This window comes from Janthinobacterium sp. PSPC1-1 (assembly GCF_049897625.1).
Classification (GTDB): Bacteria; Pseudomonadota; Gammaproteobacteria; order Burkholderiales; family Burkholderiaceae_D; genus Janthinobacterium; species Janthinobacterium tructae.
Genome location: NZ_JAFCWP010000006.1, coordinates 388,022 through 401,564 on the forward strand (window position 1 = coordinate 388,022; position 13,543 = coordinate 401,564).

Here is a 13,543-nt window from a genome sequence, read left to right on the forward strand (position 1 = left end):
GCGCATGTCCGGGCCCTTGTCGAAGCGGCGCGGCGCCGTGGTGGTGTTCCTGGTGTGCATCGCGCTGGGCCTGGCGCTGGCGTTCATCCTGGCCAGGGTGGCCCGTGCGCCCTGGCTTAACGCCGTGCTGCTGGTGGTGCCCGCCACGCTCGTGTATGCGATCGGTTCGGGTTTTTCCGCGTTTTACCTGTGCCGCGCCTATCCCTTGCACGCGCGCCATCCACTCGCCATTGCCGGCGTGATGGGCGTGGCGGCCCTGTTTGCGGGCTTGCTGTGGGCCACCTTGCTGCAATTTCTGAACAGCGTCAGCCTGTTGCTGGAGCTGCGCTGGCTGGGCGTGGACCTGACGCAGTCGCTGCTGGCCCTGTTCTTCGGCCTGGGCGCGCTGCTGTATTGCCTGGCCGCCGCCGTGCATTATCTGTTGCTGGAATTCGTGCGCGCCAGGATGGCCGAACAGCGGGGCCTGGAAGCGCAGCTGATGGCGCAGGAAGCGCAATTGCGCATGCTGCGCACGCAGATCGATCCGCATTTCCTGTTCAACAGCCTGAACTCCATTAGCGCCCTGACGTCCATCAATGCGGCGGGCGCGCGCCAGATGACGGTGCAGCTGGCCAGTTTCTTCCGCCAGAGCCTGAGCCTGGAAGCGCACAAGCACATTACCGTGAAACAGGAACTGGTACTGATCCGCCATTTTCTCGCCATCGAGCAAGTGCGTTTCGGCGCACGCCTGCAAGTGGCGGAAGCCATCGACGCCGCCGCGCTGGCGTGCCTGCTGCCGCCCATGCTGATACAGCCGCTGGTGGAAAATGCCGTCAAGCATGGTATCTGCGGCTTGACGGAGGGCGGCTTGATCGATATCGAGGTGCGGCGCGCGGGCAGCCTGTTGCAGATTGCCGTGCGCAACCCGGTGGATGCGGATCAAGGGCCAGCTCGCGGCAATGGCGTAGGGCTGCAGAACGTGCGCCAGCGCCTGGCCGGCGCGTATGGCCACGAGGCCAGCGTGCATTGGGGCCGGCGCGACGGGTATTTCGAAGTGATGATTTCCATGCCGGCGCAGACCGGCGACACGGAGGAAGCATGATGCAGGCAAGAATGCGGGTGGCCATCGTCGATGACGAATTGCTGGCACGCAGCGTGTTGCGCGAATACCTGGCGCGCCATGACGATATCGACATCGTGGCCGAGTGCGCCAACGGTTTTGATGCCGTCAAGGCCATCGCGGAACTGGAACCGGAGCTGGTGTTTCTCGACATCCAGATGCCGCGCCTGGACGGCTTTGAAGTGGCCGAGCTGATCGGCGCGAAGACAAAGCTGATCTTTGTCACGGCCTACGACCAGTATGCGCTGAAGGCGTTCGAATGCCATGCCCTGGACTACCTGTTGAAACCGTTCAGCGAACAGCGCTTCGACCAGGCGCTGGCCCATGCGCGCGCCCACCGCAGCACGCCCGAGGCTGTGCAAACGCTGGCGCGCGAGGCGGCCATGCGCGCCGCGCCGCTGGACCGCGTGCTGATACGCGACGGCGCCAAGGTCCATGTGATCGCCAGCGCCCGCATCGACTACATCGAGGCGCAGGACGATTACATCAGCATCCGTTCCGAGGGCAAGTCCTACCTGAAAAGCCAGACCTTGGCGGAGCTGGAAGCCCAGCTCGATCCCGCCAAGTTCCTGCGCGTGCACAGGTCGTATCTGCTCAATATCGACGGTATCCGCCGCATCGAGGCGGCTACCAAAGACAGCCACGTGGCCATCTTGCGCGATGATACGCGGATCCCCGTGAGCAAGGCGGGCTACCAGAAGCTCAAATTGCTGGTTGGCTAGCTGGCCAGCTGCACATCCCACCAGGTGGGCAAGAGCTGGCGGATTTCCGGGCGCGAAAAACGGTCGTCGATCAGGTACACGACGCCCTTGTCCGACTGCGTGCGGATGACCCTGCCGGCCGCCTGCACCACTTTTTGCATGCCAGGATACAGATAGGTGTAGTCGTAGCCGGCGCCGAAGAGATCGCCCATGCGCTGGCGGATCTGCTCGTTGACGGGGTTGATCTGCGGCAAACCCAGGGTGGCGATGAAGGCGCCGATCAGGCGCGCACCGGGCAAGTCGATGCCTTCGCCAAAGGCGCCACCGAGCACGGCAAAGCCGATGCCGCGCGTCTCCAGGCCGAAACGGCCCAAAAATTGCGCGCGGGCAGCGTCATCCATGCGGCGCGGCTGCTGCCAGATGGGCACGTCGGGATAGTGCTGGGCAAACAGGGTGGCCGTCTTTTCCATGTAGTCGAAGCTGCTGAAGAAGGCCAGGTAGTTGCCCGGCGTTTCTGCGTACTGGCGCGCCATCAGCTGGGCGATGGGCAGCAAGGACGCGGCGCGGTGCTGGTAGCGCGTGGAAATGCTGTCGGCCACGCGCACGGACAATTGCTCCGCCTGGAACGGCGATTCCACGTCGACCCAGGCCGTGTCGGCCGGCATGCCCAGGGTGTCGCTGTAGTAATTCCAGGGACTCAGGGTGGCGGAAAACAGGGCCGTGCAGTGGCTGGCCGCAAAGCGTTCCTTGAGGAATGGGGCAGGGACGATATTGCGGATGCACACAGTGCTACCCGTGTCAGTCTTGCTGACATCGAACAGCGAATGCGCGCCAAAGCTCTCTGCCAGGCGGTTGATCAGCAGCACGTCGAAATAAAAGCGCTGCAAGTCTTCATCCAGCGCCGCCGCATGCTCGGCCAGGTAGTCGCCGATGGCCGTGGCCACCCCTTGCAGGGCGCCAAAGAATTTCTCGGGCAAGGCGGGATGCACGTGGTAATCGCCATCCTGTTCTTTTAATAAAGCCGTCCACTGGCGCGAGAGGCGGTCCAGCGGCTTTTTCAGCCCTTCGGGCGCGAACTTGCGCAGCAGCTTCAGATTGATCTGTTCCAGCTCGGCCGAATACATGCTGCGCGCGCGCGACACCATATTGTGCGCTTCGTCGACCAGCACGTTGACTTTCCAGTCGTGGGCCAGGGTCATGCCGTACAGCATGGCGCTGAGGTCGAAGTAATAATTGTAGTCGCCGATGACGACATCGCTCCAGCGCGCCAATTCCATGCCCAGATAGTAGGGGCAGATACCCTGCTGCAAGGCGATGGCGCGCACGGCTTCCTTGTCCAAAATTAAACCGCTGGCCAGCGCCACTTCGCGCGCCAGCGGCAAGCGGTCATAAAAACCCTTGGCCAGCGGACACGATTCGCCGTGACAGGCTTTGTCCGGATGTTCGCAGGCGCTGGCCTTGGCGCTCAATTCCAGCACCCTCAAGGGCAGCAGCGGCGCGCTATCCTTGAGGATGGCGCAGGCGTCGAGCGCCATTTGCCGGCCCGGCACCTTGGCGGCCAGGAAAAACAGTTTATCGAGGCCATGCGCGGCTGTCGCTTTCAACATGGGGAACAGGCTACCCACCGTCTTGCCGATGCCCGTGGGCGCCTGCGCCAGCAAGCCGCAGCCACGGCTGCTGGCCTTGTACATGGCTTCTGCCAGCTGGCGCTGGCCCGGACGAAAGTCCGCATGGGGAAAGGCCATGCTGGTGAGCTGCGCGTCGCGGCTGGCGCGGTGCGCCATTTCCTGCTCGGCCCAGTCGAGGAAGAGGGCGCAATGCTGTTCGAAGAACAGACGCAGCGCCTCGGCCGTGCATTCCTCGTGCATGACGGTTTCTTTCTGGCTCACGATGTCGAAGTACACGAGCGCCACGCGCAGCATGGGCAGGTTCAGCTGCCGGCACAGCAAATGGCCATAGATGCGCGCCTGCGCCCAGTGCAACTGGCGGTGGTTGGCGGGCATGGCGTCCAGCTCGCCGCGGTAGGTCTTGATTTCTTCCAGCTGGCGCCGGGCCGGATCGTAGCCATCGGCGCGGCCCCGTACATGCAGGGGACCAAAGTCGCCGGACAGGCTGATTTCGCGCTGGTAATCGTCGTCGCGCCGGCTCGTGACGGTGGCGTGGCCGGCCATGCCTTCCTGCGCCGTGGGCGATGGTGTGAAACGCAAGTCCAGGTCGCCCACCTTGGCCGTGAATTCGCACAGGGCGCGCACGGCGATCGTGTACCTGCTGGCGCTCATGTGGCCACCTGCCACTGCAGGTAGCACACGCTGACGGGCATGGCGTGCTCGGCGCAATACGCGATCCAGCGCAGCTGGTTGTCTTGCAGGCGGTCGCCCGGACCCTTGACTTCGATCATGCGATAGCGCTGCTCTGCCGGCCAGAACTGGATCAGGTCGGGAAAGCCGCTGCGGTTGCTTTTGATGTCGAGCAAGATGCGCTCGAACGCCTTCTTCAGGTGCTTGGCCGGGATGCAGGCCAGCGCCAGGTCCAGCAAGCCATCCTTGAGCACGTCCCAGCTGACGAAGGGCGAGACGACGCCGTGCTTGGCGGCAAGCGTGGCGCGTATCGTCGCTGGATAGGTGCCGTCGTCCAGCTGCGCCAGGCAGGCGGCGAAGTCCAGGCTGCGGCGCTGGTGAAAATCGGCGCTGTGCAAGTCGGCCGGGCCACGGTGGAACGGGTGGAAGAAGGCGCCCGGCATGGCTTTGAAGATGGCGGGCCAGCACAGCAGTCCGAACAGCGAGTTGATCAGGGTGTTTTCCACGTAATACACGGGTGCGTCGTCCTGCATCAGATGTTGCTGCACCACGCTTTCCACGTAGTACGCTTCGCCTGGATACGGTAGCAGCAGGTCGATACGCTCGACGCTGGCCGCCACGTTGGCCGCCTGTTTTTCATGGCCCAGCTTGCGCCGCAAACGGGGTGCCATGCGCAGCAGCAATTGCTGTTCCGCTTCGCTTTCCGGCGCGGCCAGCGCGATCATCAGGCGTTCGTAGGCCGCTTGCGGCTGCTCATCTTTTTCCATCACGCGGATGGCGCGGCCCCGCGCGCCCGGATAGCGGCAATCGGCGTAGGCGCGGTAGGCGGCGGGCCAGTCCTGGCATTTCTCCAGATGCTGGGCGATCTGGAAACGCAGCTTGTCGCGCCGGCTGGCCAGCCAGGTATTGTTCTCGGACAAGGGCAACGCGGCCAGTTCCTGCAGCACCTCGTCCGCCGGCGCGCTGTCGTTGTAGCGTTCGCGGCACTGGTGCAGCACTTCATAGTGTTCGATATCCTGGCGCGTGCGAAAGCCGCGCGATTGCGGCGAGAATTCCACCTTTTCGTATTGGTACACACCGAGGTCGGACAGCACGAATTCCGACCAGTCCTGGTGATAGTTGCCAAAGTAAATCAGGCGCAGGCGGTCGCACAGCGCTTGCAGGCCGATGCGGTACAGCACGTCGCCGGAGGCCGGATGCCATGCGGAAAACGCTTTATTGTCCGCATGCTGCTCGCGCAAGGCTTCCAGCTGCTCGGCCTTGCGCGCCGCCTTCAGGGGCGTGGCGAGGTGGAAGGCCTGGGCGATTTCCCCTTTCAGCAGTTGCTCGAACAGCTCATCGAGCGCAATGACGGGATCGGCCTCGACCCAGCCCGTGGCGAGCAAGGGCAGGGCGGCGGCGCGCGTGTCGCCGATTTCCGGGTAATTGAGCTTGCTGGCGCGAAACAGACAGCCCTTGCGCATGACGAGGCGCACGAACAGCGCGCGCGACGGCTGCGGCAATGCGCCGAATGCGGCGATGAACTGCGTTTCTTCAGCGCTCAGCAGATCGGCATAACGGGCGCCTATCCAGTTCAGCACGTCCTGGAAATTGTCCAGATAGTACAGGGGATTTTCCAGGACTCTCAGCATGGGGATGGTAATAGGGCAAGTGGCAAGGCGATGACTTTTACTGTGTTTATATACAGTTTAAACCTTCCGCCGCCGCTTGCCCAGCGAATTATCTTCAGCCAGCCGTGCTGTAGGCGAAACAGCTGTCGAACTTTTCGTAAGGAATGCATTCCTCACGCAGGCTGGCCAGTTCTATATCGGTCAGTAAGCCCCGGTGTGCCTCTTTTCTTCCTTTGGGTAGCATGACCTCGTAATCGACGATATCCCTGGCCAGCAGCGCGGACAGGACCTGCGCCTGTTCCGGCGTCAGGTAGCGCGCATGCGTGCCCAGGGTTTTTGCCAGTTGCTCCTTGAATGTCTCGTCGCTGACCTCGTTGTAGGTATCCTGGTCGGCCATGCTGTTCAACAACATGTGAAACAGGAAGTCTTGCAGGTTTTTCGCCAGGTATTGAGCTTCATTCTGGTCATGCCACAGCAGCACGATGGGCGTCTCGCCATCCTGCTGGCTGGAAGCGAAAAAGCAGTAATGGTCGCCCGCGCCCGTTTGCGCGAAGGGGATGAAGCGGAAGGCGGGGTCGATCTGCCGGTAATCGTCCGCGTCGCGCAAGGTGTCCGCTGCTTCGGCAACGGCCTCGATATTGAGCAATTCGAAATCATCGGCATGCAGCAGCAGGGTGGGTTTATCCTTTAATGTGGGATAGACCAGCTTGTACCAGTCGGGGCGATATTCGCCCACGGCCAGCATGCCGTCGCGCTCCAGCTGGCGGTACAGCGAAGGATAAGTAAAGCCGTGTTGCTGCTCAATTTCTGACAGTGTCATGTTTGCCCTGTTCAACGTGATTCATGCGGCAATGATAGCCGAGGCGACGGCGTGCACGGCAGTCATGCGGGATGTAATTAATAGACATTTAGTTTACTAATGTGGCATGGGCACGTAGTCTTGCCAGACACTATCCATCGAGCCTGCATGAAAAACATCATCCTGATTTCCGCCGCCTGTCTGCTGGCGCTGCTGTCGACCATCGGCGCCTCGCTGCCATACCCCATCCTGCCGCCGCTGTTCGCCGCCGAGGCGCCGAATGCCTTCAATAATTTTCTCGGCTTGCCGTCCAAATTGCTGTTCGGCCTGGCGCTGACCATCAACCCGCTGGGCTTGCTGATCGGCTCGGCCTTGCTGGGCCCCTTGTCCGACCGCTATGGCCGCCGCCCCTTGCTGATGCGCACGGCCGTGGGCGCCGCCATCGGCCACGCCATCACGGCCTGGGCGCTGGTGATCCAGTCCTACCCGCTGTTTATTGTCGCCCGTTTCATCACGGGTTTGCTGGAGGGAAACGGTGCCGTGGCGCGCGCCATGCTGGCCGACCAGCTGACTGGACCGCTGCGCCTGCGCGCCATGTCGTGGCTGAATGGCGCCTTTTACCTGGGCTGGCTGGTGGGCCCGATCCTGGCGGGCGCGACCCTGCATTGGGGCGTGACGGTACCGTTCTGGATCGCCGCCGCCGCGCTGATGCTCGTCGCCGTGCTGGTGGCGGCCGGCTTGCCGCGCGAAACGCCGTCGCTATTGACGACGTCGTGGTGGCAAGTGGCGCGCGACCGGCATTCGCTGAACCTGCTGCGCCATGAAGAGCTGCGCACCCTGTTCATCGTGCAACTGGCGTTCACTTGCGGCGTGGCCAGCTTCTACGAGTTTTACCCGCTGTGGCTGGTCGAGACGGCCGCTTACCATGCGCAGGAGATTGCCTGGGTGAATGTGGGCCTGTGCGGCACGATGACCATCACCTCCTTGCTGGCGGGCGGGCCCAGCCGCCACGCGCCGCTGCTGCGCGCCAGCTGGTATGCGTGCGGCGTGGCGCTGGCCGTAGGGATCCTGGCGCTGGGCAACATCTGGGTGGGCATCGCCGCCATCGTGCTGTTCGGCATACCGAATGCGCTGTACAACACGGTGATCCAGGGCTGGTGCGCCGAGCGCTTCAGCGCGCACGGGCAGGGCGCCGTGATGGGCTTGCTGGCCACCACCTTTTGCATCGCCAACATCATCGTCGCCCTCAGCGGCTCCGTGCTGACCCTGATCGACACGCGCCTGATCCTCGTCGCGGGCGCCGTGTCCGCCGCCTGGGCCGCGTGGCGCATGGTAGCCTGGCGCCGGCAGCTGGACGGCGCCGTTGACGCGAAGGCATGCGAGGATTTATGCAGCTAAGTAGGTCGTGGGAAATTATTGTGAAGTTATGACGAACAGAACCGGATGCTCTGCAAGGCGCTCGCTGCGACGCAGTGCGAGCACTGCTAGCAGCGGGCAACACCGCAGAGCGCCGGTTATGGAAGTCAGAAATCACAATAATTTATTGCGACCTACTTAGGAGCTGCTTATCTTTCGACGGGTATTGGGGGGCGGCGAATATCTGCTGAAGGGGGCGGTGCGGGTACTGGATCGTGCCGGTGGATTCGTTGTAGGTCGGGTAGGTCGGATTAGCGCGCAAGCGCGTAATCCGACATCACCATAAGCGCCAACAATGTGTCGGATTACGCGCGGCGTTGCCGCGCTAATCCGACCTACGGCTTACTTCTTGGCAGCCTTCGGCTTGGCCGCCGGCGCCGCCTTTTCAGCCGCAGCTTGTGCGCCCGCCGTGGCCTGCGCCACTTGCGCGCTGGCCTTGGCAATTTGATCTTCCACGGTTTTCACGGCTTGTTTGGTGGCCTTGGTGACTTGCTCGTAGCCGAGGAAGGCATTGTCGATGGCGGCCTTGACGATGGCCACGGCGTTTTCCGAGCCTGGCGGCACGTTTTTCGTGACGTCGTAGATCAGGGCGCTCAAATTGCTTTTCGCTTCGGCCACATGGGCTTCGGCGGCCGTGGTGAATTCCGTGTGGATTTCCTTGATGATGTCGTCGAGTTGCTGTTTATATGCTTTTGCGCCGGCCACGCCTGGTTGCAGCTGGGCGGCGGCGGCGGCCATGGCGGCCTTCGGATCCTTGGCCTGGCTGATTTCCTTGCCGGCGGCAAGGCCATCCTCGATGCCGGACTTGGCGGTGGCCATGTTCAGCGCCAGCACCTGTTCCACGCCTTGCACGGCCTTGGAGGTGAGGGTGTTGAAGGTCATCAGCTGGAATTCAAACAGGGCCTTGGTGGCCGATGCGAATTGTTCGGGATTCGTAAACATGTGGTCTCCTCGGTTTGAATAGATACGTTCTTATCGTTCCATACTCTTTCGACGCCGCAATGCCATCGCTTGATCTCAAGCCGGTGCCCCGTGTGGTCATGCCCCCATTATTTAACAAGCGCCGGTTTTTCGCAACGGCTATCTTTGTAGGGGCCAGAGGCCAGTTCCCAGCCAAATCCCAAGGTCGATTGGGCGCACGACAGGGTGCCGTCGACCTTGCTGCGCCACTGGTACCAGGGCGCCGGTCCGGCCATTGCGCAAGCGCAAGCGGCCAGCAGGGCTGTGGCGATCAGGTATTTCATAGGTGCTCCGAAAGAAAAGCCTGCGGGCATTGTAGCGTGCCTGCCATTCAGGGGGCGGGCGATTGCGGCGCGGCGGCGGGCAGCTGCAGGGTGAAGGTGGTGCCGCTGCCGGCGCCGGTGCTGCTGATGGCGTCGATATGGCCGCCCAGCACGCCCGTGACGATGTTGTGCGCCACATGCAGGCCCAGGCCCGAACCACCGGAACCGAGCTTGGTTGTGAAGAAGGGGTCGTAGACATGCGCCAGGTCGTCGGCGGCGATGCCCACGCCCGTATCGCTGATGGACAGGTTGATCGTCTGCCCGTCGTCGCTGCTGCACGCGGTGATGGCGATATTGCCGCCGCTGCGGCCCTCGAAGGCATGCCGCAGGCAGTTCTCCAGCAGGTTGCTCAGCACCTGGCCCAGGGGGCCGGGATAGCTGTCCATGGCCAGGCCGTCCGGCATGTCTTGCGTCAGGCTCAGGCCGGCGGCCTTGAGGGGCGTGGACATGGGCAGCATCAGTTCGGCGACGAACTGGCGCAGCAGGAAGTGGCGGCGCTGCGAGCTGGCGCGGTCGACGGCGATCTGCTTGAAGCTCGAGACCAGGTCGGCGGCGCGCTGCAGGTTGCGCAGCATGATGGCGTCGGCCTCGCTGGCCTGGGTCAGGTAGGCGCCCAGTTCGGAGCGGCGCAAGCCATCGAGGAAGCTGGCCTGGATTTCGCGCGTGCGCTCGGCCATGGTGGTGGCCACCACCAGGCCGTTGCCGATCGGCGTATTGAGTTCATGCGCGATGCCGGCCACCAGCGCACCGAGCGCGGCCAGCTTGTCGCGGCGCACCAGTTCTGCTTGCGTGATGGACAGGTTTTCCAGTGCCGCGGCCAATTCCAGGTTGGTTTGCTCCGATTGTTCCTTGGCCTGCGTCAGGGCCGCCGTGCGTACGGCCACCAGCTCTTCCAGGTGGGTGCGGTGGCGCTGCAGCTCGCGTTCGTGGCGCATGCGGCCAATCGCGATGCCGGCCAGGTCGCTTGCCGTGTCGATCAGTTCCAGGTCGCGCGCATCGGGCTGGTGCACTTCGCGGTAGTACATGGCGAAAGAGCCGAGCACGCTGCCATCCTGGCCGAAGATGGGGCGCGACCAGCAGGCGCGCAAGCCGAACGGCGCGATCAGTTCGCGGTAGGGGGCCCATAGCGGATCGTGCATGATGTCGCTGACCACCACCGGTTCGCGCAGGAACATGGCCGTACCGCAGGAACCTACGCCCGGGCCGATGGCCATGCCTTCGAGCAGGGCCATGTATTCGGGCGGCAGGCTGGGGCCGGCCGCGCTGTGCATGTGGATGCCGTCGTCGTCGAGCAGCATGATGGAGCACAGCACGCCGCGCGACTGGCCCTCGATCAGCAGCAGCAACTGGTTCAGGGTGGGGATCAGGGGCGCGCCCTTGGCGACCATTTCCAGTAAGGCGCTCTGGCCCGCGCGCATCGCTTCGGCGAGGTTGCGTTCGGTCAAGTCGATGATGCGCGCATGCACCAACTGGCGGCCCGGCACGGACAGGCGCATCAAACGGATTTCGCAGGCGATCGGGTGGCTGTCGCGGTGGCAGCAGCTGGCGCGGAAGACGACGATCTTGCCTTGCAAGGTATCGCGGATCTTTTCTTCCAGCAGTTGCGGCGAGGCGTGGCCATCGTCCTGATGCTTGGGGAACAGCGGTTCCATGCCGCCTTGCAGCAGCTCGGCCAGCGGCATGCCGAACAATTCTTCGGCCAGGTGGTTGGCGTCGATCAGCAGGCGGTTGTCGATGTCGAACAGCAGCACGGCGTCGGGCGAGCCGGCCAGGATGGAGTGGTAATTGACTTCCAGCGTTTGCGGATGCAGGGGCCGCGGCGGCGTGGCAAGGGGGGCGGAAGGGCGGGCGGCGGATGCCTCGGCCTTGTGCAGCGCCAGTTCCATGAGGATTTTTTCCGCCACGTCGCGCGCATTGAAGGGCATCTTGATGTAGTCGGAAGCACCGGCGCCCACGCTGCGGCCCTGTTCTTCGGCGCTGGGGGTGGCTGACATCAGCAGCAGGGGCACGCCATGACGTCCGCCCGCATTGCGCAGGCGCATGCAGGTGGCGCCGATATTCGTGCCCGCCAGGGCTGCGTCGAGCAGGATCAGGTCCGTGCCGCCAGCCGCCAGTTCCACGCCTTCGTCGATATCGCCCGCCAGTCCCGTACCCAGGTTATGCCGGTCCAGCACATACAGCAGTTCGCGCACATCGTTCGGCGAATTGCTGACCAGTAGCACGTTGGCCCGGTCGGCGATGGAAGAAATCAACTGATTCATGGTGTCGCGTCCTTACGCGTAGTGTGAGGCTAGTATTACATCAAGGCAAGGAGGAGTAAACGATAATTCTTGATGGTCAAAAGCAATGCGTTTGCGCGCCGTGTTACGCTGCGTTTTGTGCGTACGGCAGTGCGAGTTCGGCGCGCGCCTGTTCGATGCGCGGGAAATTATCCTCGATCCAGTCGACCAGCACGGCCAGGCGTTCGGCCGCTTCGCGCCCCAGCGGCGTGAGGCTGTATTCCACCTTGGGCGGTATCACCAGATAGGCCTGCCGCAGCACGAAGCCGTCGCCCGCCAGCGCTTCCAGGGTTTGCGCCAGCATTTTTTCGCTGACCCCGCCCACTTCGCGGCGCAGTTCGCTGAAGCGCCGCGTGCCGCTCAGCAGCAATACCAGTACCAGCACGGCCCAGCGGCTGGTCAGGTGGCTGAGCACGGCGCGTGACGGGCAGGCGGCCGCCAGCAGTTGCGCTCCCTGGTTTTGCCGGGCGAGGGCGGCGCGCAGGCTGGCGCCGGGGGTGTCTGTGGACATGATAGTTGGCCTTAACAATTGTCGTTTTAATTCATACTTACCAAAAGGTACGTACTTACAATAAGTAAGTAATACTCCTATTATAGGGTTTTACCACCCACGTACCAAGGAGAAATCATGATTGTCATCACCGGCGCCACAGGCAACCTGGGCGAGCACGTCATCGCCAGCCTGCTCACATCCGTCCCCGCAGCCAATATCATCGCCGCCGTGCGCAATCCGGCCAAGGCCGCCAACCTGGCGGCACTGGGCGTGCAAGTGCGCCAGGCTGACTACAACGATGGCGCCAGCCTCGATGCGGCGTTCAAGGGTGCAACGAAGATTTTGCTGATCTCGTCGAGCGAAGTGGGCCAGCGTGCGCAGCAGCACCAGAATGTCATCGATGCGGCCAAGCGGGCCAGCGTGGCCCTGCTGGCCTACACCAGCGTGTTGCGCGCCGATACGTCGCCGCTGGGCCTGGCTACCGAGCACGTGATCACGGAAGCGGCCATCCGCGCGTCCGGCCTGCCGTACACTTTTCTGCGCAACGGCTGGTACCTGGAAAACCATACGGAACACCTGGCGCCCGTGCTCGAGCATGGTGTGGTGCTGGGCGCGGCGCAAAATGGGCGTTTTTCGTCCGCCGCGCGCGCTGATTACGCTGCCGCCGCCGCCGCCGTCCTGACGGCCGACAAACCGCAAGCCATCTATGAACTCGCTGGCGACCAGGGCTTTACCTTGGCCGAGTATGCGGACGAAGTGGCGCGCCAGTCGGGCAAGGCGATTGTGTATAAAGATTTGCCGCAGGCGGACTTCAAGGCGGCGCTGGTGAGCGTGGGCGTGCCGGAAGGCTTCGCCGACCTGTTGGCCGATTCCGATGCGGGCGCGGCCAAGGGCGGCCTGGAAGACCATGGCAAGCAATTGAGCGCGCTGATCAAACGTCCGACGACGCGCCTGCTTGACGCCGTGAAGGCGGCGCTGGCCAAATAAAGGGGGGGGGGGCGAGGGTGCCGCAGGTCGGGAAGACTGCGCGGCATTCTGGAATGAAAAAAGCCGCAAACTCGTGAAAGTTTGCGGCTTTTTTGCGAATTAGGTAATGGTGCCCACGAAGGGACTCGAACCCCTACACCCGAAGGCACATGGACCTGAACCATGCGCGTCTACCAATTCCGCCACGTGGGCACTGATGTTGCTACTACTATTACTATATCTCACTACTGTACTGCGGACTACAACGAAAACAGCTCGTTGCTGGTGGTGCCCACGAAGGGACTCGAACCCCTACACCCGAAGGCACATGGACCTGAACCATGCGCGTCTACCAATTCCGCCACGTGGGCATTGTGCTGCTTGTTACTACTACTTGTTACTACTATCTTGCTACTGTACTGCGGATCACAACAATCAACAACATGTTGCTGGTGGTGCCCACGAAGGGACTCGAACCCCTACACCCGAAGGCACATGGACCTGAACCATGCGCGTCTACCAATTCCGCCACGTGGGCATTGTTACTGCTTGCTGCTTGTCGCTGCGTGTTCTGCAGCGAGGACAAAATCATAAGGGCTG

At 62.9% G+C, this 13,543-nt stretch carries 11 protein-coding genes and 3 tRNA genes; 4 read left to right on the forward strand and 10 right to left on the reverse strand.

Annotated features, from left to right (window positions below):
* Window positions 1-4 precede the first annotated feature (4 nt).
* Both ACP7EG_RS20590 and ACP7EG_RS20595 read left to right on the forward strand, forming a co-directional pair.
* Complete coding sequence (locus ACP7EG_RS20590) at window positions 5-1,081, forward strand: sensor histidine kinase (RefSeq protein WP_426089084.1); 1,077 nt, start codon at window positions 5-7, stop codon at window positions 1,079-1,081.
* A gap of 11 nt (window positions 1,082-1,092) precedes the next feature.
* Window positions 1,093-1,821 carry a LytR/AlgR family response regulator transcription factor gene (locus ACP7EG_RS20595; RefSeq protein ID WP_426089125.1) on the forward strand — a complete coding sequence of 243 codons (729 nt, stop codon included), beginning with the start codon at window positions 1,093-1,095 and terminating at the stop codon, window positions 1,819-1,821.
* On the opposite strand, the gene ACP7EG_RS20600 is transcribed toward ACP7EG_RS20595, so the two are convergent.
* The 3 genes from ACP7EG_RS20600 to ACP7EG_RS20610 form a co-directional block, all read right to left on the reverse strand.
* Entirely contained in the window at window positions 1,818-4,079 is a 2,262-nt protein-coding gene (locus tag ACP7EG_RS20600; RefSeq protein WP_426089085.1) for a helicase C-terminal domain-containing protein, read from the reverse strand. The two genes, ACP7EG_RS20595 and ACP7EG_RS20600, sit on opposite strands and share 4 nt — an antisense overlap.
* Window positions 4,076-5,728, reverse strand: coding sequence for a VRR-NUC domain-containing protein (locus ACP7EG_RS20605; RefSeq protein WP_426089086.1), 1,653 nt, complete (start codon window positions 5,726-5,728; stop codon window positions 4,076-4,078). The genes ACP7EG_RS20600 and ACP7EG_RS20605 overlap by 4 nt, the downstream gene beginning before the upstream one ends.
* Before the next feature lie 94 nt (window positions 5,729-5,822).
* The gene (locus tag ACP7EG_RS20610; RefSeq protein ID WP_426089087.1) at window positions 5,823-6,527 is read right to left on the reverse strand and encodes an SMI1/KNR4 family protein; all 705 of its coding nucleotides are present in this window, start codon (window positions 6,525-6,527) and stop codon (window positions 5,823-5,825) included.
* Between the two features lie 147 nt (window positions 6,528-6,674).
* Here ACP7EG_RS20610 and ACP7EG_RS20615 point away from each other — a divergent pair, with 147 nt between their 5' ends.
* Window positions 6,675-7,904, forward strand: coding sequence for an MFS transporter (locus ACP7EG_RS20615; RefSeq protein ID WP_426089088.1), 1,230 nt, complete (start codon window positions 6,675-6,677; stop codon window positions 7,902-7,904).
* 360 nt (window positions 7,905-8,264) lie between these two features.
* Here the strand turns inward: ACP7EG_RS20615 and phaP are convergent, their stop codons facing one another.
* The 4 genes from phaP to ACP7EG_RS20635 form a co-directional block, all read right to left on the reverse strand.
* On the reverse strand, window positions 8,265-8,864 hold the full coding sequence (gene phaP / locus ACP7EG_RS20620; RefSeq protein ID WP_071078191.1) for a TIGR01841 family phasin: 600 nt from the start codon (window positions 8,862-8,864) through the stop codon (window positions 8,265-8,267).
* A 107-nt stretch (window positions 8,865-8,971) separates the two neighbouring features.
* Window positions 8,972-9,166 carry a hypothetical protein gene (locus tag ACP7EG_RS20625; protein WP_071078190.1) on the reverse strand — a complete coding sequence of 65 codons (195 nt, stop codon included), beginning with the start codon at window positions 9,164-9,166 and terminating at the stop codon, window positions 8,972-8,974.
* 47 nt (window positions 9,167-9,213) lie between these two features.
* A complete protein-coding gene (locus tag ACP7EG_RS20630) occupies window positions 9,214-11,466 on the reverse strand; it encodes an ATP-binding protein (protein WP_426089089.1) in 2,253 nt (750 codons plus the stop codon).
* Window positions 11,467-11,569: 103 nt separating this feature from the next.
* A complete protein-coding gene (locus tag ACP7EG_RS20635) occupies window positions 11,570-11,995 on the reverse strand; it encodes a winged helix-turn-helix transcriptional regulator (RefSeq protein WP_426089090.1) in 426 nt (141 codons plus the stop codon).
* A 117-nt stretch (window positions 11,996-12,112) separates the two neighbouring features.
* Between ACP7EG_RS20635 and ACP7EG_RS20640 the strand changes: the two genes are divergently transcribed.
* Window positions 12,113-12,964, forward strand: a complete 852-nt coding sequence (locus ACP7EG_RS20640; protein ID WP_426089091.1) for an NAD(P)H-binding protein — start codon at window positions 12,113-12,115, stop codon at window positions 12,962-12,964.
* 107 nt (window positions 12,965-13,071) lie between these two features.
* Here ACP7EG_RS20640 and ACP7EG_RS20645 read toward each other — a convergent pair.
* The 3 genes from ACP7EG_RS20645 to ACP7EG_RS20655 all read right to left on the reverse strand — a co-directional run bounded on the left by ACP7EG_RS20645 (window position 13,072) and on the right by ACP7EG_RS20655 (window position 13,481).
* Window positions 13,072-13,156: transfer RNA gene (locus ACP7EG_RS20645), tRNA-Leu, on the reverse strand.
* Between the two features lie 73 nt (window positions 13,157-13,229).
* Window positions 13,230-13,314 (reverse strand) — tRNA-Leu (locus tag ACP7EG_RS20650).
* A gap of 82 nt (window positions 13,315-13,396) precedes the next feature.
* Window positions 13,397-13,481, reverse strand: a tRNA-Leu gene (locus ACP7EG_RS20655).
* Window positions 13,482-13,543 lie beyond the last annotated feature (62 nt).

Coding starts and splice junctions, on each gene's coding strand:
- ACP7EG_RS20605 (WP_426089086.1), bottom strand. CDS start 5,728: ATGCTGAGAGTCCTGGAAAATCCCCTGTACTATCTGGACAATTTCCAG.
- ACP7EG_RS20630 (WP_426089089.1), bottom strand. CDS start 11,466: ATGAATCAGTTGATTTCTTCCATCGCCGACCGGGCCAACGTGCTACTG.
- ACP7EG_RS20640 (WP_426089091.1), top strand. CDS start 12,113: ATGATTGTCATCACCGGCGCCACAGGCAACCTGGGCGAGCACGTCATC.
- ACP7EG_RS20590 (WP_426089084.1), top strand. CDS start 5: ATGTCCGGGCCCTTGTCGAAGCGGCGCGGCGCCGTGGTGGTGTTCCTG.
- ACP7EG_RS20610 (WP_426089087.1), bottom strand. CDS start 6,527: ATGACACTGTCAGAAATTGAGCAGCAACACGGCTTTACTTATCCTTCG.
- ACP7EG_RS20595 (WP_426089125.1), top strand. CDS start 1,093: ATGCGGGTGGCCATCGTCGATGACGAATTGCTGGCACGCAGCGTGTTG.
- ACP7EG_RS20635 (WP_426089090.1), bottom strand. CDS start 11,995: ATGTCCACAGACACCCCCGGCGCCAGCCTGCGCGCCGCCCTCGCCCGG.
- phaP (WP_071078191.1), bottom strand. CDS start 8,864: ATGTTTACGAATCCCGAACAATTCGCATCGGCCACCAAGGCCCTGTTT.
- ACP7EG_RS20600 (WP_426089085.1), bottom strand. CDS start 4,079: ATGAGCGCCAGCAGGTACACGATCGCCGTGCGCGCCCTGTGCGAATTC.
- ACP7EG_RS20625 (WP_071078190.1), bottom strand. CDS start 9,166: ATGAAATACCTGATCGCCACAGCCCTGCTGGCCGCTTGCGCTTGCGCA.
- ACP7EG_RS20615 (WP_426089088.1), top strand. CDS start 6,675: ATGAAAAACATCATCCTGATTTCCGCCGCCTGTCTGCTGGCGCTGCTG.